The sequence below is a fragment of the Streptomyces sp. SudanB52_2052 genome (assembly GCF_964272415.1).
GTDB lineage: Bacteria > Actinomycetota > Actinomycetes > Streptomycetales > Streptomycetaceae > Streptomyces > Streptomyces olindensis.
The window spans coordinates 3,489,200-3,507,465 of record NZ_OZ186796.1; the positions used below are offsets into that span (position 1 = coordinate 3,489,200).

Genomic DNA, 18,266 nt, shown 5'->3' on the forward strand with positions numbered 1-18,266 from the left:
GGTGCACCGTTCTGACACATTGAGTTCACCCGGTGTACGACCATCGGAAAGTTCCGCTGCCGGGCGGCCTCCTAACGTTTTGCGGGTGCCTAAGCTTTCCGTGATCGTGCCGTTCTACAACGTGCAGCAATATGCCCCGGACACCCTCAGAAGCCTTCGGTTGAACGCCGACCGCGATTTCGAGTTCATCCTGGTCGACGACCATTCGAAGGATGAAACCCCGGCCATTCTCGAACGGGCGGCCGAGGAGCTTTCGGACGTCGCGCAGGTGCGTTACATCCGACACGAGAAGAACGGCGGGCTCGCCACCGCCCGCAACACCGGCCTGGACGCGGCGCAGGGCGAGTACCTGACGTTCCTGGACGGCGACGACTGGCTGGCCCCCGGCTACCTCACCGAACTGGTGTCCGCGATGGACCAGTTGGGCTGCGACTTCGTGCGCACCGACCATGTGCAGGCCACCGCCCGCGCCCGCTCGGTGCACCGGGTCCCGGTCGGCCGCCGCTGGGAGGCGTTCGACCCGCGGGAGGCGATTCTCCCGGCGCACCGCTCCACGTCGGTGGACTACGCCTACGCCTGGGCCGGCGCCTACCACCGCCGCCTCGTCGACAAGGGCGTGCTCCACTTCACCGACGGGCTGCGCACGGCGGAGGACCGGCCCTGGATCTGGAAGCTGCACCGGGAGGCGGAGTCGTTCGCCGTGATCAGCCTGCTGGGCGTCTTCTACCGGCGCGGGGTCGCCTCGTCCCTGACGCAGATCGGCGATGTCCGCCAGCTCGACTTCATCCGCGCCTTCGACCAGGTGGTCGAGGAGACGGCCGCGGACCGCGAGGCCGACCGGCTGCTGCCCAAGGCGGTGCGGACCTACTGCGCGATCATCGCCCACCACCTCTCCAACGAAGACAGGTTCGAACCGGCCGTGGCCAGGCAGCTGCGGTCGATGAGCGCGGCGGCCATCAAGCGCATGCCGCAGGACGCGCTCGCTGACGCACTGGAGGCCATGGACATGGACCGCGCGTCCAAGCTGCGGCGGCTGCGACGCCGGGTGACCACGACGGGAGCGGCCGCCTGATGCCCGGGACCACACAGATCTTCTGCGCCTCGACGCTGTACGGCGTCGCCACCCTGGCGGCAGCGATCGACTCGGACCTCTTCGAGGAGCCGGACCGCCGGATCCTTCTGGTGTTCAACAACTCCGCGACGCCGGAGACCACCCCGGCCCTCGACGAGATGCCGGGCTTCGAGCCGCTGCGCTCGCACTTCGACGACGTCCTGTCCTGGAACGAGGCCATCCGCCCCTTCCACCCCGGAGCCTGGACGCCGCGCTCGGACGACATCCCGCTCTTCGAGCGCTATCTGCGGCTGCTGTGGGGCCTCGGCGACGACCGCGTCAGCCTGGTCCTGGAGTCCATCCAGGTCGCGCCCGCGCTCACGGTGGCCCAGCTGTTCACCGACGCCCCCATCGACGTCTACGCCGACGGGCTGATGAGCTACGGCCCCACGCGCAACAAGCTCGACCCGCTGGTCGGCACCCGCGTGCGGCGGCTGCTCCACCTGGACCTGGTGCCGGGGCTCACGCCGATGCTGCTGACCGAGTTCGGCGTGCCCGCGCGGCTGGTGCCCTCGCCCGCGTTCCTGAAGGTGCTGGGCGAGGTCACCGAGACCGTGCCCGAGCTGCCCGACCTGCCCGGCGACTCGGCGCTGCTGCTCGGCCAGTACCTGTCGGCGCTGAACATCCTCTCCCCCGAGGAGGAAGAGGACCTGCACGTGCGGATGATGCGGGGCGCCGTCGCCCGCGGCCACCGCACGGTCGTCTTCAAGCCCCACCCGACCGCACCGGCCCGCTACAGCCGCGCCCTGGAGACCGAGGCCGAGAAGCTCGGCGTGGACCTCACGGTGCTGGACACGCCCGTCCTCGCCGAGGTGCTCTTCGACCGCACCCGGCCCGCCCTGGTCGTCGGCTGCTTCTCCACCGCGCTGTTCACGGCCTCCGCGTTCTACGACCTGCCGGCCGCGCGCATCGGCACCGAGCTGCTGCTGGAGCGGCTGACGCCCTACCAGAACAGCAACCGGGTCCCCACCACCCTGGCGGACGCGCTGCTGCCCGACCTGGAGGGCGACGAGAGCGGCGACGTCCTGCCGGCCGAGCGGCTGTCCGACCTGGTCACCGCCGTCGGTTTCACCATGCAGCCGCAGATCTATCCGGATCTGCGCGCGCGGGCGGAGCAGTTCCTTTCCAGCCATCTGGGTCCGCGCACCCGGCGCTACTTCAAGAAGCGCCGCCTCACCGCCCTGGGACTTCCCGGCGGCATTCCGCAGCGGCTGGCGTTCCTGCCGCGCAATTCCACGGCACGCCGGGTGGTCCGGCGGGCGCGGGCCCTGCGCAAGGCGGTACGCCGCTGAAAAGGGTCCGCGCGGCGGCCCGCTTCGGCAACATCCAGATGAACCCGTGGAGACCGGCAGGCGAAGCCTGTTGCCATCGAACGTAATTGCGTCAATTCACGTCCTAGGGTGACAGGCGCCCTGCCCGCCCCACAGGCGGCTCAGGTAAAGGACAGACGAGCCACACAGAGGTTTTCAGCGTGACCGAGACGGTCGTCAGCACCCGCAAGCCCCAGCCCGGTGTCGCCGTGCTGGTCGAACCACCGGGCGCCCCGACCGTCCCGCGGCGCCGACAGGGCTCCGGCGGCCGGCTGCGCGCCCTGGACGGCCTGCGGCTGGTGGCCGCGCTGATGGTCGCGGCCTACCACTACGGCGGGCGCGACGGCGAGGTCGCCGAGGCCTGGGGCTCCTCGCCGAAGCTCCAGTTCCCCACGCTGCACGAGTTCTTCGCCTACGGCTGCCTCGGCGTCCAGGTGTTCTTCGTGATCAGCGGGTTCGTGATCTGCATGAGCGGCTGGGGCCGGCCGCTGAAGTCGTTCTTCGCCTCCCGCGCCTCCCGGCTGCTGCCCGCCTACTGGGTGGCGGTCGTCATCGTCACGGCCGTGTTCGCGCTGCCGATGGTGGCCTACAAGGCGGTCTCGCCGAGCGACGCCCTGGTGAACCTGACCATGCTGCAGATGCCGCTGGGCGTGGACCGGGTGCTCGGTGTGTGCTGGACGCTGTGGGCGGAGATCCGCTTCTACGCCCTGTTCGCGCTGTGCGTCGTGCTGCCCGGGGCGAACCGCCGCCGGGTGATCATGTTCTGCGCGGGCTGGCTGCTCGCGGCGGTGATCGCCGAGAACGCGAACATGCCGCTGCTCGACATCGTCCTGATGCCCGAGTACGCCCCCTTCTTCATCGGCGGTGTCGGCCTCTACCTCGTCCACCTCGACCGGCGGGACGCCTACGGGTGGGGCATCGTGGCCGTGAGCTGGCTGGTCGGGCAGCACTACGCGGTGCAGAGCCTGTGGCACGCGCCGGACGCCGGCGGCTTCTCGTACCGCTCCGCCACCGGCATCATCCTCGTCGTCACCTTCGGCTTCGTGGCGGTCGCGGCGATCGCGCTGGGCTGGCTGCGCTGGGCGAACTGGCGCTGGCTGACGGTGGCGGGGGCGCTGACGTATCCGTTCTACCTCGTCCACGAGCACCTCGGCTGGGTGGTGATCCACGCCCTGCACCGCGGCCTCGGTCTGCCATCGGCGGCGACTTTCTCCCTGACGGTGGCGTCAATGCTGCTGCTGGCGTGGTTGCTGAACAAATATGTGGAGAATCCGCTGACGCCACGCCTGCGGGCCGCACTGGCCAAGGCCCGCTGAGCTGTTCACGGGACGTTCAACCCACCGTCGGTTTGGGCAACGCTCAGAGAGAAGGCTCGTCTCATGACCAACGCACAAGCGACCGACAAGCTCCCCGGCGAACTCACCGACGTTCCGGGCTGGTTCCCGCCGCTGGACCAGATGCTGTTCACCTGGTTCCTGGAACAGCAGAAGAAGCAGGGCATGCGGGGCGACCTGCTGGAACTCGGCGTCTACATGGGCAAGAGCGCCATCCTGCTCGGCCACCACCTTCAGGACGGCGAGAAGTTCACGGTCTGCGACCTGTTCGAGGGCGAGGCCCCGGACGGCGCCAACCAGGCGGAGTCGCAGAAGTCCTACGCCTCACTGACCCAGCAGGCCTTCGAGCGGAACTACCTCTCCTTCCACGACACCCTGCCGACGGTGATCGCGGGCCCTAGCTCCCTGGTGTCCGACCAGGTGGCCCCCCGCACCTGCCGCTTCATCCACATCGACGCCTCGCACCTGTACGAGCACGTGCACGGCGACATCGGCGCGGCCCACGACATCCTGCTGCCCGACGGCATCGTGGTCCTCGACGACTTCCGCTCCGAGCACACCCCGGGTGTCTCGGTCGCCGCCTGGGAGGCCGTCCTCAACCGCGGCCTGCGCCCGATCTGCCTCAGCACGCAGAAGCTGTACGGCACCTGGGGCGACCCCGAGCCGCTCCAGGAGGAGCTGCTCGCCATGCTCCGGCAGCGCTCGGACTGCGGGCTGAGCGTGCAGCAGGCGGCCGGGCACACGCTGGTCCGGGCCCGCTCCAGGGGCATGAAGCCGCCGTCGTTCCCGCCCTCCCGGCACTACGTGGAGCCCGCGCCGGTGCCGGCCCCCGCCCCCCAGGCCACCGAGTCCCGTGCGGCGCGCCCGGCCCGGCCCGCCCCCTCCCGGGCCCGCCGGCTCGCCAAGGACCTGCTGCCGCCCGTGGTCACGCGGGCCGTACGGCGGGCCCGCGCGAAGCGGGCCTGACCCGGACCGACAAGGGGAAGTCCGCCATCAGGCGGGCGCGTTCGTCCCTGTGGGTGCCGGTGCGGCGTGAGCCGGTACCGCGGCCCTACGCACTCGTCAGCGAGAGCTTCACCGCGAAGCCCAGGAACAGCGCGCCCGCCGCCGAGGTCGCCCCCGCCGACAGGCGCCTGCGGCGGCGGAAGGCGGCGGCCAGTTTCGTGCCGCCAAATATCAGCGCGCTGAGGTACAGCACGCTGGCGACCTGGGCGAGGACGCCGAGGACGACGAAGGACAGGGCCGGATAGGCGTAGCCGGGGTCCACGAACTGCACGAAGAAGGCGACGAAGAAGAGGATCGCCTTGGGGTTGAACAGGCTGACGACGAAGGCGCGCCGGAAGGGCCGCTCCTCGGCGGGCGCGGGCGCCTCGCCGTCGGCGGGCCGCTCCCCGCGCGTCCGCCACATGCCCCACGCGGCCCGCAGCATGCCGAGCGCCAACCACGTCAGATAGCCGGCCCCGGCGTACTTCACGATCCCGAACAGCACGGCGTTCGCCTGCAGCAGCGAGGCGACCCCGGCCGCGGACAGCGTCATCAGCACCGTGTCCCCGCCCCAGACTCCGGCGGCGGCGGTGTACCCGGCCCGCACGCCCCGGCGGGCGGCCACGGACAGCACGTACAGCGAGTTGGGACCGGGCAGCAGGATGATCAGGACGAGGCCCGCCAGGTAGGTGGGCAGATCGATGACACCGAACATGCGAAGGAGTGTCGCACGCGGGTCTGACATCCCGAGAGTGCTCCCCGCCCGGGGGCCGGTTCAGAAGGCGTCCGACGGGACGTACGTCCCCCACACCTGGCGCAGCGCGTCGCAGACCTCGCCCACCGTCGCCCGGGCCCGCAGCGCCTCCTTCATCGGGTACAGCACGTTGTCCTCGCCCTCGGCGGCCTTCCGCAGGGCCGCGAGGGCCGCGTCCACCGCCGTCCGGTCGCGCTCCGCGCGCAGCGCGGCCAGGCGCTCGGCCTGCCGGGCCTCGATGGCGGGGTCGACGCGCAGGGGCTCGTACGGCTCCTCCTCGTCGAGCTGGAAGCGGTTGACGCCGACCACGACCCGTTCGCCGGACTCGGTCTCCCGCGCGATGCGGTAGGCGCTGCGCTCGATCTCGTTCTTCTGGAAGCCGCGCTCGATGGCGCCGACCGCGCCGCCCAGCTCCTCGACCTTCGCCATCAGCTCGACGGCCGCGGCCTCCACGTCGTCCGTCATCCGCTCGACGGCGTAGGAGCCCGCGAACGGGTCCACGGTGGCCGTCACGTCCGTCTCGTGCGCCAGGACCTGCTGGGTGCGCAGGGCCAGCCGGGCGCTCCTGTCGGTCGGCAGGGCGATGGCCTCGTCGAAGGAGTTGGTGTGCAGGGACTGGGTGCCGCCCAGGACCGCGGCGAGGCCCTGCACCGCCACGCGCACGAGGTTGACCTCGGGTTGCTGGGCCGTCAGCTGCACCCCGGCCGTCTGCGTGTGGAAGCGCAGCATCAGCGACTTGGGGTTCCGCGCGCCGAACTCCTCCTTCATCACCCGCGCCCAGATCCGGCGCGCCGCGCGGAACTTGGCGACCTCCTCCAGGATCGTCGTCCGGGCCACGAAGAAGAAGGACAGGCGCGGGGCGAAGTCGTCCACGTCCATGCCGGCGGCGACCGCGGTACGGACGTACTCGACGCCGTCGGCCAGGGTGAACGCGATCTCCTGCGCGGGGGACGCGCCCGCCTCGGCCATGTGGTAGCCGGAGATCGAGATCGTGTTCCACCTCGGGATCCCGGCCCGGCAGTATCGGAAGATGTCGGCGGTCAGGCGCAGCGAGGGCTTCGGCGGGAAGATGTACGTGCCGCGGGCGATGTACTCCTTGAGCACGTCGTTCTGGATCGTGCCCGTCAGCTTGTCGGCGTCGACGCCCTGCTCCTCCGCCACCAGTTGGTACAGGAGCAGCAGCACGGCCGCCGGGGCGTTGATCGTCATCGACGTGGAGACCTGGTCCAGCGGGATGCCGTCGAACAGCACGCGCATGTCGTCGATCGAGTCGACGGCGACGCCCACCCGGCCGACCTCGCCGTGCGCGAGCGGGGCGTCGGAGTCGTGGCCCATCTGGGTGGGCAGGTCGAAGGCGACGGACAGGCCCGTCGTGCCGTGGGCGATCAGTTGCCGGTAGCGGGCGTTGGACTCCGCCGCCGTACCGAAGCCCGCGTACTGGCGCATCGTCCAGGGACGGCCGGTGTACATGGTCGGGTAGACACCCCGGGTGAAGGGGTACGCCCCCGGCTCCCCCAGCTTCTCCCGCGGATCCCAGCCCGCAAGGGCGTCCGGCCCGTAGACCGGCTCGATCGGCAGCCCCGACTCCGACTCTCGCGTCATGGTGTGATGCCTCCCGCAGCAGTGGCCTGGCTCACCACGATGCCCCCTGGTTCGCGACCGGTCACGTCCGGGGAACATCTCAGGTGACATCCGGGCACGCCGGTGAGACGACGGGGGGTCGTGTGCGTACCAGGGGCATGGGGAGAGCGATCGCGGTGGCGGCCGCCGTACTGGCCGTGGTGACCGGCTGTACCGTGCAGGCCCCCGAGGGCGACGGGAAGCGCCGGTCGCCGGTGCACATCGAGATTCCCGACGGCACCCCGTCCCCGGCCCGCACGCCGGACGGCGATGGCGATGGCGGACCGGGCACCGCCCCCGCCCCGCCCGGTGACGACCGGCCCCGCGCCGCGCCCCGCGTGCTGTGGTCCCGCGGCGACACCGGCCGCGACGTCCGCGAACTCCAGGCGCGGCTGCGGCAGGTCGCCTGGCTCTTCGACGGGCCGACGGGGACGTACGACGGGCCGACGGAGAAGGCGGTCAGCGGCTTCCAGGGCAAGCGCGGGCTGCCGCGCACCGGGAGGACCGACACCGTCACCTGGCAGCGGCTGCTCGGCATGACACACGAGCCCGGAAAGTGGGACCTGTACCTGATGGGCGGGCAGCCGGCGGACCCGCCGGACCCGCGCTGCGCGACCGGCCGGGTGCTGTGCGTCGACAAGACCAGCAGGACACTGCGCTGGATGATCGACGGGCGGACCGTGTCGACGATGGCCGTCCGCTTCGGCTCCCAGTACACGCCGACCCGGGAGGGCGTCTTCTCCGTCTACTGGAAGTCCCGCGACCACGTGTCGACGCTCTACGACTCCCCCATGCCCTACGCGATGTTCTTCAGCGGCGGCCAGGCCGTGCACTACTCGGCGGACTTCGCCGCCCGGGGCTACGCGGGCGCCTCGCACGGCTGCGTCAACGTACGGGACGAGGCGGCGATCGCCGGCCTGTACGCGCAGGTGCGCAACGGCGACAAGGTCGTCGTGTCCCGGTGAGGGGGCCGAGCCCGGCGAGGAGGGGAGAGAAGATGGGGCGCGGGCGGGACCGGGGGAACGTGTCCCGCCCGCGCTCAGGTGCACGAGCCGTAGGTACGGGGGGAACCCCGGCTCCGTGCGACGGCCGATGACCAGTCGGCTCACTCATTACTGCGCCGGGGCGGCCGAAAACGTCACACCCTCGGCCAGGAGATTTTCACGGAGGACGAAACCGCAGGTCACAGGGGTGCGAGCGCACGCGTGGACCGGCCGCGGTCCCCGTCGTCCGCACCGCCGTCCTGCTGCCCGGCCCGCTCGCCGGGCTTGTCCCCGGGCCGGTCGCCGTGCTTGTGCCCGGGCCGGTCCTGCGTCCCGCCCTGCTCGCGGCCCGGCTTGCCGCCCTGCCCGGGCTCCTGTCCCGGGCCGCCGTCCCGGAACTTGTGGCCGCCCTTGTCCTGACGCCCGTCGTTCCGCTCCCCGGAGCGGGGGTCGGCCTCGGACAGGACGCGCTCGCAGTACCGCCACACCCGGGTTCCGCCCGCCGCGTCCCGCAGGGCGCGCCTGCGGTCGGCGTCCAGCCGCTTGCCGTCGCGCAGGTCGCGGCAGGCGGCGGCGAGTTCCCGGCGGCTGTCGCCGGAGCCGCCTCCCCGTTTGCCGGAGTCGGGCTTCGGGCCGGCGTCGTCGTGTGCCTCGCCCCGCCCGGAGCCGCCGGCGCCGCCGGTCGAGGTGTCGTCCCGGGTGTCGTCGTCGGGGGTGGACCCGCCCCGCGGTGCCTCGCTCGGCGAGGGGGACACCAGCGGGCGCTCGTAAGGAGTGGCCCCGGTCGAGACGGAGGCGCCCGGGTCGGGCTCCTCGCCGCCGAACGGTGTCCTCAGCACTCCGGTTCCGGCCGCGACGGCGACGCCCCCGACCATGCCGACGGCCAGCACGGCGGCCAGTGCGAGGCGTGCGGGGCGCGCCCAGCGGGGCCGCCGGGCGGCGCCGGAGCCACGGCCGTCCGGGGCGCCGATCCGGACCAGCCCGGTGTGGGCGACCTCACCGGAAGCCTGCCCCCCACCGGTCGCGGGGGCCGTCCCGGTGTCGGCGCGTTCCGCGCGCGCCTTGCGGAAAGCGGCCATCGCCGCGGCCTCACCGGGGAGTTCCTCGCTGGTCAGCGGGGGTGATGCGGACAACGCGTCGAGCGTCCTGGCGAGCCGTTCGGCCTCGCCGCGGTGGGCGCCGTCGACAGCTTCCGGTGGCTCTCCGCTCAGCAGACGTTCCGCCGTTTCACGGTCCAGCCACCTGTACTGCTCGTCGGCCATCACACATCCTTCTGCGTCCGCGCAACGCTGTGCGTCACACCTGCGGACGTCACCGCGCCGCCGCGCGGTTCTCGCTGGGGCGGCAGGGCGTCGAGCACCCCGGCCGATTCCGGATCGGCCTGTGGATTGTCGCCCAGCAGTTCGGCGAGCCGCTTCAGGCCCCGGTGCGCCGCCGTGCGGACCGCGCCCGGGCGCTTGCCGAGCGTCTCGGCGGCCGTCTTCGCGTCGAGGCCCACGACCACGCGCAGCACCACCGCCTCGGCCTGGTCCTGCGGCAGCCGGGATATCAGGGAGAACGTGCCGTCGGTGGCGAGCGCCTCGATGGCCTCGCCGGCCGTGTCGGACTCGGCGGCCCGGCCGGTCAGTTCGGTCTCGTCGCCGCCGATCGCGGGTCGGCGTCCACGCATGCGTATGTGGTCCAGCGCGCGGTTGCGGGCGATGCGGGCGGCCCAGCCGCGGAAGCGGTCCGCGTCGCCGGTGAACCGCTCCAGGTCCCGGGCTATCTGCAGCCACGCCTCGGACGTCACGTCCTCGGCGTCGGGGTCGCCGACCAGCGTCCGTACGTATCCGAGCAGCCGCGGGTGCACGGCGCGGTACACAGTCCGGAACGCGGTCTCATCTCCGTCCTGTGCCGCACGCACCGCGGCGGTCAGCTCCGCGTCGTCCCCCAGCACCGCACCCCTTTTGCGCCTAAACCGGCGCCGCTCTCGCGGACCGGGTTCTCGCCGTCGTGGTTCCTCAATCAATGGTCGCGGCCACAAACCCGCAGGTGGTTGTGGTGGTCTTGTCGCCTCCGCGGTCTGGCGCGAAAGGCACGTTACGACCTGAAACCACTCCCCGTCCATGTCCGTCCGAGATGCAACTAAGCCGTGACACGGGTGGGTGTGACAGAAAACGCACCCCAGGCGCTGTAGGGAGTACGGGCCGCCGCGCGGCCCGTGCCGCGCGACGGCCGGGGCCTCTCCTGTGGGGGGTGGCGGCCCCGGCCGTTGCCATGGCGGGGCCGGACGGCAGGTGCCGGGAGCGGCAGAACGCGGACCACACGGACACGGGGCCTTTCCGAGGCTGACTGCTGGGCGTTCGGGGACCCGCCGCCGATTCGATTACCGGCGACGGCCGTCGGGCTGGGCGAGCCTGTCCTGCCCTCCGGACGAACCGGATGAACCAGACGCACCGGATGACACACCGGACGACGTCCCGGACGACGAGCCGCTCTCGGCGGCCCCGCCCCCGCCGCTCCGGTCGGTGCCCGAGCCGGTGTCCGCGTTGCCGGAGCCGTTCTCCGCGTTGCCCGTGCCGGTGTCGCCGTTGCCGGAGCCGTTGGCCGCGCCCCCGGAGCCCGGGGCGTCCGCGCCCTTGTCGGGCCGGGCGGTGCCGCCGGGCTTCTCCTCGGACCGGGCCAGTTGTTCGGCGCAGTACGCCGTGACGTTCCTCTCACCGCCCGCGGCCTCGACGAGGCGCTTCCAGGCGGTCGCGTCCATGGCCCTGCCCCGGCCGTCGACCTGCTCGTAGGCGCGGCACCGGGCCTCGGTGTCCTGGGCGGGCGCGGGACGGTCCGGGTGCGCGGAGGCGGAGCCGGACGGGGTGTCGCCGGGCTCGCCCGCCGAGGCGCCGGGGGCGCGGGTGGAGGCGGGCGTACGGCCGCGGTCGTCGGCGCCGTCCGTGGATCCCACCGAGCCGATCGCCGCGACGGCGACGCCGCCCAGCGTGAGGCTGGCGAGCAGCACGGAGAGCGTGGCCTTCAGCGAACGCCCCGGGTGCCGCCGCTCGCGGGGCCGCCAGTCGTCCCGGCGGCGGGTGCGGGCCCGGTGCGGGCCGGCGTCCCGGGCGGCCCGGAACGCGGCCACGGCCCGCTGCTCGGCCTCGGCGTCGATTCCGTCCCGGATGAGGGCGGCGGTGAGCAGCAGCTCCAGTTCGGCGTCGTCCAGGACGTGCCGGGAGCCGACGCGGCCCGGGCCGTCGAGTCCGTGCGCGCCGAGATGGCCGGACGGCCCGCCGTCGGCCCGGTGCGCCGCCCGGTCGCCGTACGCGGAACCGCCGGGGTGCACACGCCGGCGGCCGGGAACCCCGCCGTCGCTCTGTTGTTCACCCATGTCCGGTTCCGTCCCTGCTCGATCCACGCGCTCCGCATGGCCCGCCGCGTTCCCACGACCGGGCCGGTCGGCCCGGTGTTCCGGGGCCGATCCATACGTTCCGCTCGCCCGCCCTGTTCAGGGCACCGGGCCGGGGCAGTCCGCCCGGCCCGCCGTCGTCGTTCATTTCGACTCCCCCAGCGTCCGTGGAGCCTCATCCGTCACACCTTCGGCGCCCAACTGGGCGGCGAGACGCTTCAGTCCCCGGTACACCGCCGTCCGCACGGCCCCCGGCCGCTTGCCGAGGACGCGGGCGGCGGCGGGGCCGTCGAGGCCCACCACGACCCGGAGCAGCACCGCCTCGGCCTGGTCCTGCGGGAGGCCGCCGACCAGCCGGAGGGCGTGCTCGGTGGAGATGGCCTCCAGGGCCTGGTCGTGGGTGCTGTGCGGCCCGGGCAGGTCCAGGACGTCCTGTTCCAGCGCGGAGGACCGCGGCCGTACCCGCTGGCGGCGCAGGTGGTCCAGGGCCCGGTGCCGGGCGATGGTCGCCGTCCAGCCGCGGAACCCGGCGCCGTCGCCCTTGAACCGCCCCAGGTCCCGGGCGATCTCCAGCCAGGCGTCGGAGGCCACGTCCTCCGCGTCCTCGCCGACCAGTCCGCGCAGATAGCCCAGCAGCCCGGGTTGCACGATCCGGTAGGCGACCGAGAAGGCCGCCTCGTCACCGTTCTGGGCCCGCGCGACGGCCGCGCCCAGTTCCCCGTCGTGCGCCTGCACGCGCCGGGGTGCGCCTCCCTGGCCCAAGAACCGTCCTAGTCCGTACCGAGTGCGCGGCGGACCGCCCGACCGGAACACCCCGGATGCCCGGAATGCCCTGCCCGGTGCGCCCGCACCGCGGGGGACGCGCCCGTGCCACGTCCTCCACGGTCATCAGCGCCGGGCTGCGCAGAAGTGTCACAGCGGGCGGAACGCCACGACCGCGTGACGTCTGGCCAGAGCTGTGCGCTGGGTGAATGGCACCTGTGTGACAGCAGGTGCGCTTGTGTCCATTTCTAGGGGTGGGGTCTTTGAGTCCTCGGAGCACGCGCGCGTACAAACCGCTCAGTCTGAAGAGACGGGCGTGGCTGACGGTCGGTGCCGTCGTCCTGAGCGGAGCGGGGGTCGTCACGTACGCGATGGCCGATCCGCCGGGCGGGTCCGGCGACGCGGCGCAGAGCCGCAAGCCGTCCGTCCACACGGTGAAGCTCAAGGACAAGGGCGCCGGCCGCAAGGGCCTGGCCAAGCAGGACACGGACCGGTTCAGCGCGGTGCTGGTGACCTGGGACGACCCCGACGCCCGGGTCCGGGGCACCGCCGAGGTGCGGACCAGGGACCTGGAGAGCCGGCGGTGGTCCGGCTGGCAGAAGCTGTCGGCCGAGCCGAGCCAGGCCGACGGCGCGGAGCGCGAGCGGGCCGCACTGCGCGGCGGCACCGAGTCCCTGTGGACCGGCGACGCGGACGGCGTCGAGGTGCGTGTCGTGAACGCGGACGGCACCGAGGCGGGCGGCCAGCCCGCCGGCATGGACGTGAAGCTGCTCGACCCGGGCACCGACCCCGAGGGCGGCATCCGGCCCGCGGCGTACGCCGAGGAGACCCCGGCCCCGACGACCGAGCCGACGGTCCCCACCGAGACCCCGGCCGACACGGCCACCCCGACCGACACGGCCACCCCGACCGGCACCCCCGGCGACACCGCGTCCCCGTCCTCGTCCCCGTCCGCTTCGACGTCCGCCTCCCCGTCCCCGACGGCCTCCCCCTCCCCGACCTCCACGGTCCCCGCGCCCCGCCCCTCCACGGTCGTCAAGCCGCCGGTCATCACGCAGGCCGAGTGGGGCGCCTCCACGGACTACGACGGCACGCCGGCCTACGGCACCGAGATCAAGGCCGCCGTCGTCCACCACACCGGCATGGACAGCGACAACACCCTGTCCTGCGCCCAGTCCCGCGCCCGGATGCGCTCCATCCAGCAGGAGCACTTCGCCCGCGGCTACTACGACATCGGCTACAACTTCGTCGTCGACCGGTGCGGCCAGATCTTCGAGGGCCGCAGCGGCGGCATGGACCTGCCGGTCACCGGCGCCCACGACGTCGGCTTCAACACCGACACGGTCGGCATCTCGTACCTCGGCAACTTCGAGAAGGCCAAGCCGAGCCGCGCCGCGCTGGACGCGATCTCCCGGCTCGTCGCCTGGAAGTTCGGGATGTACGGCATCGACCCGACCGGCAAGGTGACGCTCACCTCCGGCACCGCGGCCGGCCAGGACGGCAACAAGGTCGCCAAGGGCACCTCCATCACGCTGCCCCGGGTCTTCGGCCACCGCGACACCAACGCGACCGCCTGCCCCGGCGCGAACCTCTACTCCCAGCTCTCCCGGATCGCCCAGGTCGCCAAGACCCCGGGCATCTCGCACGCCCTGGCCACCTCCGACGTCAACCGGGACGGCGTCACCGACCTGGTCGCGGGCACGCCCAAGGCCCTGAGCGGCGGCGGCACCGTCACCGTCGTCCCGGGCGGCGTCGACGGCCCGGTCACGGCCGCCAAGGTGACGCTCAGCCAGAACAGCACCGGCGTCCCCGGCTCGAACGAGTCCGGTGACGGCTTCGGCACCTCCACCGCCTGGGGCGACGTCAACGGCGACGGCTACGCCGACCTCGCGATCGGCGCGCCCGGCGAGGACGACACCAGCGGTCACGCCGACCGCGGCTCCGTCACCGTGATGTACGGCCCCGCCCTCGACACCGGCTTCTCCTACGCCACGTCGGGGGTCACCTCGACGGGCGCCAGGCTCGGTTCCACGGTCGCCGTCGGCGACTTCAACGGCGACGGCAAGGCGGACGTCTTCTCCGCCGGCACCGGCAAGGGCGGCAACTGGAACGCGCGGCTGACCGGCGGCGCCACCAAGTACGGCACGCTCACCACGGCCACGGGCTCCGTCTCCTACCTCGACGCCGCGACCGGCGACTTCAACCGGGACGGCTACGCGGACATCGCCCTCAACTACCGCGACACCGGCGGCATCGGCCGCGTGGTCCGCTTCGCGGGCTCGGCGACGGGTCTGACCAAGGTCGGCGTCATCTCGGTCAAGGGCGGCCGGTCCCTCGCGGCCGGCGACGTCAACGGCAACGGCTACGACGACATCGTCATCGGCCAGCCCGTCGCCTCCGAGTCGGGCGGGAAGACCGGCGGCCAGATCACCCTGGTCCCCGGCACGTCCACCGGCTTCACCACCACCGGCATGACCGTGATCCACCAGGACACGGCGTACGTGCCGGGCGGCAACGAGTCCGGGGACGCCCTCGGCACCTCCGTCTCGGTCGGCGACTACAACGCCGACGGCTACGCGGACGCCCTCGCGGGCGCCCCGGGCGAGGACCTCACCCGGGACGGCGCCAACCGCGCCAACGCGGGCAACGCCATCCTCGTCAAGGGCTCCGCGTCCGGCCTGACCGGCTCCGGCTCGATCGGCGTCTCGCAGGACACCTCCGGCATCCCGGGCTCCACGGAGACCGACGACCGCCTCGGCTCTTCCGTGTCGCTGACGGACCTGTCCGGCTACGGCCGGGCGGACCTCACCCTCGGCGCCGACGGCGAGGACGGGGGCGACGGCATCCTGCTGCACCTGCCGAGCAACAGCACCGGGCTCGGTTACGCCGACTCCGTCATCTTCAGCAAGACCACGCTGGGCACGCCGACGGACGCCCACTTGGGCCAGACGCTGACGCCGTGACACATCGCCGGTCCGCGGCCGTCCTCCGTTCGCCGGATTTCTCCCGGCGGGCGAACGGACGGCCCGGCCGGGCGGGAAGGACGATCACGACATCACGCCGCCCCGCAAGTGGACCGGAGACGAGCCCGAATGACACGCCTTCTGCTGCGCACCGCCGTCGCCACGGCCCTGGCCCTCGGCGCCCTGGGGCCGACCGGACCGGCCCTGGCCTCCTCCTCCGACGGGGTGCACACCGTCCGGGTGCCGGGCGGCGATCCGCACGAGCGGTCCCTCGCACCCCGCACCACCGAGCCGTTCAGCATGCTCGGGATCACCTGGGACGACCCCGACGCGGCCCTCGACGGCACCGCACAGGTGCGCACCCGCTCCCGGGAGAGCGGCGAGTGGAGCCCGTGGCACGCCCTGGACACCGACGTGCGGACGCCCGAGACCGGCCCCGACCGCGACGGCGCCTCGGTGCGCGGCGGCACCCAGCCGCTGTGGGCCGGGCCCTCGGACGGCGTCCAGGTGCGCGTCTCGGGTTCCTCGCTGCCCGCGGGGCTGCGCGTCGAACTGGTCGATCCCGAGGGCGGGACGGACGCCGTGCACACCGCGGTCGTCGAGCCGGACGCGGTCGGGCCGGACGTCGTCGGGCCGGACGTCGTCGGGCCGGCCGCCGGAGCGCCCTCGGCCGAGCGCCCCGCCGTGACGCCGCGCTCCGCCTGGGGCGCCGACGAGTCCCTGGTGAAGGACCCGCCCACCTACACCGCCGACACCAAGGCGATGTTCGTCCACCACACGGCGGGCACCAACGACTACACCTGCGAGGAGTCCGCGTCGATCGTGCGCGGCGTGTTCCTCTACCACGTGCGCAGCAACGGCTGGAACGACATCGGCTACCACTTCCTCGTCGACAAGTGCGGCACCGTCTTCGAGGGCCGGGCGGGCGGCGTCGACAAGCCCGTCCTCGGCGCGCACACCTACGGCTTCAACACCGCCACCAGCAGCGTCTCGGTGCTCGGCGACTACACCACGGCGACCACGAACACCGCGGTGCGCGGGTCGGTCGCGAAGGTCGCCGCCTGGAAGCTCGGCCTGTACGGCCTCGACCCGACCGGGACGACGGTGCTGACCGCCGGTGCCGACAACGGCAAGTACAAGCTGGGCGAGAAGGTCACGCTGCACCGCATCTCCGGGCACCGCGACGGCTACCCGACCGCCTGCCCCGGCCAGAAGCTCTACGACGACCTGCCGGAGATCCGCACCCTCGCCGGGAACGCCGGCAAGCCCATGGAGTCCGCCCCGGAGCCGACCGGGCCCTGGACCGGGGGCGTGCTCGGCCGCTGAACCTATCGCCGCAGAACCTACCGCCGGGACGCGGAGTCCGCCGCGTCCCGGCACAGCAGCCGCAGCGATCCGTTCCCGGCGTACGTGCGCCGGGCCTCGTCGATCGGGTCCCACAGGCGTCCGTCGGGAGTGCGGATCCAGTGGTCGCCGCCGGTCGCCCACCACTCGGCGCCGGTCTGACGCACCATCACCTCACCGGCGTAGGCGCCGAATCCGCGCAGCACCTCCGCCACGGCCGCGTAGGGCGCCCCCTCCCGCCGTATCCCCTCGATCATCCGGTCGATGCTCCACAGACTCTGCGGCGAATAGTCGAGGCGCAGCCGTGCCCCCTCGCGCATCGTCGCCACCGTGTCCGCGGCCCACCGCAGCGGTTTCGCCGCCGCCGACGGCCTGGTCTCCGCTTGAGTCGTCACATCCCGAAGAGCGCCGCGGCGCGGGCTTTCGTCACGCGGAACCGGCGGCTTCCCGCAACCGGCGCAGGACCGCCCCACCGCACTCGAGGGACGGTCACAGGACCCTTCCAGAATTCAGGGTTTGGGCCGGTCAAAGGCGTCGGTGGCCCCGTTTTCAGCCGTGTTGCCGGGTTCGCCGCGACACCACCGCGCGCAGCACCCGCCGCCCCTCCGTCGAGACCTCCAGCGCCCGGCGCAGCCCGGCCGGGCCGTGCCCGGCCAGGACCTCCAGCACGACGATCTGACGGCGCAGTTCCGCGGCGACGAGCGGCGACATGCCCTCCGTGCGGCCCTCGCGGCGCACGGCGACGGACGAGGCCTCGTCCTCGGCGGTGTCGAGGAGGCGGTGGATCTGGAGGGAGGCGACGGAGCAGGCGTCGGCCCACACCCGCACCTCGGCGGCGGCCCGCCCGGCGGGGGCGGCCTCCAGCATCCGGTGGGCGAGCAGGACCGCCTCGTCCTCGGCGCCCGCGACGTCCAGCTTCCCGCGCGCCTGCTCCAGCCGCTCGCCCCACTCCTCGGCGTCGGCGCCGTCGGTGAGGCTCGCCCACAGCGGGCGCAGGATCTCGTCGTCGCCGCCCAGCAGGGGCACACACCGATCCAAACAAGCCAGCCCGCTCGCGGCCAGCCCGCGTTCATCGGCCTGTGCGATCAACTCCACCAGGCTCATCCACGCCTCCCTCCGCGGGCCTTCTCCGGGGCCCTACCAGGCCGCTTCCAGCCCCCGCCCCTCACGGAACCCGCACTTCCCCTTACTGCGTGCGACGGCCCCGGAGTGTCACAGGGGCACCACGCCCAGCCTGTCGAGGAAGCGGAACAAAAGGTTTTCGGCCAGGGGATCGGGGTCTGAAGTCAGTACGTCCAGCAGCGTGTCGGCGTTCACCTCGTGCCCGGCCTCGGCGGCCCAGCGGACGGCGCGCTCGGCGGCGTCGCCGGGTTCCAGGAAGTAGTCCTCCAGCGTGAGGCCCTCCCGGTCGGCCCCGAGGTACCCGGCCATGGCGGCCCGTCCGAGGCAGGTCGTCCAGGCCCCGCTCTCCGGCCCGGCGGCCTCCAGCACCACGCACGCACTGTTCATGACGTACCCGAAGAGCGCGGGCGCCCCGGTCTCCCGGGCGAGGACGTTCATGTTCCCGACGTCGCCGTCCCCACTCGGGTACTCCCAGAGCTGCCACCCGCCCGGCGCCGAGGCGCGCCGCGTCAGGGCGTCACCGGCCTGCGCCAGCGCGTCCAGCTCCGCGAGCGGCCGTTCCCCCCGGCCCACGACGAAGTAACCCCAGTAGCCCATGTCCCGGTT

General features: G+C 73.0%; 16 protein-coding genes. 7 read left to right on the top strand and 9 right to left on the bottom strand.

What is annotated here, in order from left to right; translation table 11 throughout:
• The first annotated feature begins 85 nt into the window (after positions 1-85).
• The 4 genes from ACSUPV_RS15260 (at position 86) to ACSUPV_RS15275 (ending at position 4,721) form a co-directional block, all read left to right on the top strand.
• Positions 86-1,072 carry a glycosyltransferase family 2 protein gene (locus ACSUPV_RS15260; protein WP_031119838.1) on the top strand — a complete coding sequence of 329 codons (987 nt, stop codon included), beginning with the start codon at positions 86-88 and terminating at the stop codon, positions 1,070-1,072.
• A complete protein-coding gene (locus ACSUPV_RS15265; protein WP_037757504.1) occupies positions 1,072-2,403 on the top strand; it encodes an alpha-2,8-polysialyltransferase family protein in 1,332 nt (443 codons plus the stop codon). The genes ACSUPV_RS15260 and ACSUPV_RS15265 overlap by 1 nt, the downstream gene beginning before the upstream one ends.
• A gap of 179 nt (positions 2,404-2,582) precedes the next feature.
• Positions 2,583-3,737 carry an acyltransferase family protein gene (locus ACSUPV_RS15270; RefSeq protein WP_037757501.1) on the top strand — a complete coding sequence of 385 codons (1,155 nt, stop codon included), beginning with the start codon at positions 2,583-2,585 and terminating at the stop codon, positions 3,735-3,737.
• A gap of 63 nt (positions 3,738-3,800) precedes the next feature.
• A complete protein-coding gene (locus ACSUPV_RS15275; protein WP_436947666.1) occupies positions 3,801-4,721 on the top strand; it encodes a class I SAM-dependent methyltransferase in 921 nt (306 codons plus the stop codon).
• Positions 4,722-4,806: 85 nt separating this feature from the next.
• On the opposite strand, the gene leuE is transcribed toward ACSUPV_RS15275, so the two are convergent.
• Both leuE and ACSUPV_RS15285 read right to left on the bottom strand, forming a co-directional pair.
• Positions 4,807-5,454 carry a leucine efflux protein LeuE gene (gene leuE, locus ACSUPV_RS15280; RefSeq protein WP_037757496.1) on the bottom strand — a complete coding sequence of 216 codons (648 nt, stop codon included), beginning with the start codon at positions 5,452-5,454 and terminating at the stop codon, positions 4,807-4,809.
• A gap of 60 nt (positions 5,455-5,514) precedes the next feature.
• Entirely contained in the window at positions 5,515-7,095 is a 1,581-nt protein-coding gene (locus tag ACSUPV_RS15285) for an acyl-CoA mutase large subunit family protein (protein ID WP_031119843.1), read from the bottom strand.
• Positions 7,096-7,232: 137 nt separating this feature from the next.
• On the opposite strand from ACSUPV_RS15285, the gene ACSUPV_RS15290 reads away from it, so the two are divergent.
• Positions 7,233-8,078 (top strand): L,D-transpeptidase family protein, encoded by an 846-nt coding sequence (locus ACSUPV_RS15290; RefSeq protein ID WP_436947667.1) that lies wholly within the window; start codon positions 7,233-7,235, stop codon positions 8,076-8,078.
• Between the two features lie 218 nt (positions 8,079-8,296).
• Here ACSUPV_RS15290 and ACSUPV_RS15295 read toward each other — a convergent pair whose 3' ends face one another.
• The 4 genes from ACSUPV_RS15295 to ACSUPV_RS15310 form a co-directional block, all read right to left on the bottom strand.
• Positions 8,297-9,358, bottom strand: coding sequence for a hypothetical protein (locus ACSUPV_RS15295; RefSeq protein ID WP_382612898.1), 1,062 nt, complete (start codon positions 9,356-9,358; stop codon positions 8,297-8,299).
• Positions 9,358-10,032 (bottom strand): RNA polymerase sigma factor, encoded by a 675-nt coding sequence (locus tag ACSUPV_RS15300; protein WP_031119846.1) that lies wholly within the window; start codon positions 10,030-10,032, stop codon positions 9,358-9,360. The genes ACSUPV_RS15295 and ACSUPV_RS15300 overlap by 1 nt, the downstream gene beginning before the upstream one ends.
• 429 nt (positions 10,033-10,461) lie before the next feature.
• Positions 10,462-11,451, bottom strand: a complete 990-nt coding sequence (locus tag ACSUPV_RS15305) for a hypothetical protein (RefSeq protein ID WP_436947668.1) — start codon at positions 11,449-11,451, stop codon at positions 10,462-10,464.
• Positions 11,452-11,613: 162 nt separating this feature from the next.
• Entirely contained in the window at positions 11,614-12,231 is a 618-nt protein-coding gene (locus tag ACSUPV_RS15310) for an RNA polymerase sigma factor (protein ID WP_031119848.1), read from the bottom strand.
• A 371-nt stretch (positions 12,232-12,602) separates the two neighbouring features.
• Between ACSUPV_RS15310 and ACSUPV_RS15315 the strand changes: the two genes are divergently transcribed.
• Both ACSUPV_RS15315 and ACSUPV_RS15320 read left to right on the top strand, forming a co-directional pair.
• A complete protein-coding gene (locus tag ACSUPV_RS15315) occupies positions 12,603-15,194 on the top strand; it encodes an N-acetylmuramoyl-L-alanine amidase (RefSeq protein WP_436949902.1) in 2,592 nt (863 codons plus the stop codon).
• A gap of 129 nt (positions 15,195-15,323) precedes the next feature.
• Entirely contained in the window at positions 15,324-16,520 is a 1,197-nt protein-coding gene (locus ACSUPV_RS15320; RefSeq protein WP_436947669.1) for an N-acetylmuramoyl-L-alanine amidase, read from the top strand.
• A gap of 17 nt (positions 16,521-16,537) precedes the next feature.
• On the opposite strand, the gene ACSUPV_RS15325 is transcribed toward ACSUPV_RS15320, so the two are convergent.
• From ACSUPV_RS15325 to ACSUPV_RS15335, 3 genes are all read right to left on the bottom strand, one after another.
• A complete protein-coding gene (locus ACSUPV_RS15325) occupies positions 16,538-16,933 on the bottom strand; it encodes a hypothetical protein (protein WP_436947670.1) in 396 nt (131 codons plus the stop codon).
• 154 nt (positions 16,934-17,087) lie between these two features.
• Positions 17,088-17,642: a hypothetical protein gene (locus tag ACSUPV_RS15330; RefSeq protein WP_031119853.1), complete on the bottom strand. Its 555-nt coding sequence runs from the start codon at positions 17,640-17,642 to the stop codon at positions 17,088-17,090.
• A 108-nt stretch (positions 17,643-17,750) separates the two neighbouring features.
• Complete coding sequence (locus tag ACSUPV_RS15335; protein WP_037757485.1) at positions 17,751-18,257, bottom strand: hypothetical protein; 507 nt, start codon at positions 18,255-18,257, stop codon at positions 17,751-17,753.
• Positions 18,258-18,266 lie beyond the last annotated feature (9 nt).

Bases quoted from the DNA above. Each gene is read 5' to 3' on its own strand.
- ACSUPV_RS15265 (WP_037757504.1), top strand. From the start codon at position 1,072: ATGCCCGGGACCACACAGATCTTCTGCGCCTCGACGCTGTACGGCGTC.
- ACSUPV_RS15275 (WP_436947666.1), top strand. From the start codon at position 3,801: ATGACCAACGCACAAGCGACCGACAAGCTCCCCGGCGAACTCACCGAC.
- leuE (WP_037757496.1), bottom strand. From the start codon at position 5,454: ATGTTCGGTGTCATCGATCTGCCCACCTACCTGGCGGGCCTCGTCCTG.
- ACSUPV_RS15285 (WP_031119843.1), bottom strand. From the start codon at position 7,095: ATGACGCGAGAGTCGGAGTCGGGGCTGCCGATCGAGCCGGTCTACGGG.
- ACSUPV_RS15290 (WP_436947667.1), top strand. From the start codon at position 7,233: ATGGGGAGAGCGATCGCGGTGGCGGCCGCCGTACTGGCCGTGGTGACC.
- ACSUPV_RS15295 (WP_382612898.1), bottom strand. From the start codon at position 9,358: ATGGCCGACGAGCAGTACAGGTGGCTGGACCGTGAAACGGCGGAACGT.
- ACSUPV_RS15305 (WP_436947668.1), bottom strand. From the start codon at position 11,451: ATGGGTGAACAACAGAGCGACGGCGGGGTTCCCGGCCGCCGGCGTGTG.
- ACSUPV_RS15315 (WP_436949902.1), top strand. From the start codon at position 12,603: ATGGCCGATCCGCCGGGCGGGTCCGGCGACGCGGCGCAGAGCCGCAAG.
- ACSUPV_RS15320 (WP_436947669.1), top strand. From the start codon at position 15,324: ATGACACGCCTTCTGCTGCGCACCGCCGTCGCCACGGCCCTGGCCCTC.
- ACSUPV_RS15330 (WP_031119853.1), bottom strand. From the start codon at position 17,642: ATGAGCCTGGTGGAGTTGATCGCACAGGCCGATGAACGCGGGCTGGCC.
- ACSUPV_RS15335 (WP_037757485.1), bottom strand. From the start codon at position 18,257: ATGGGCTACTGGGGTTACTTCGTCGTGGGCCGGGGGGAACGGCCGCTC.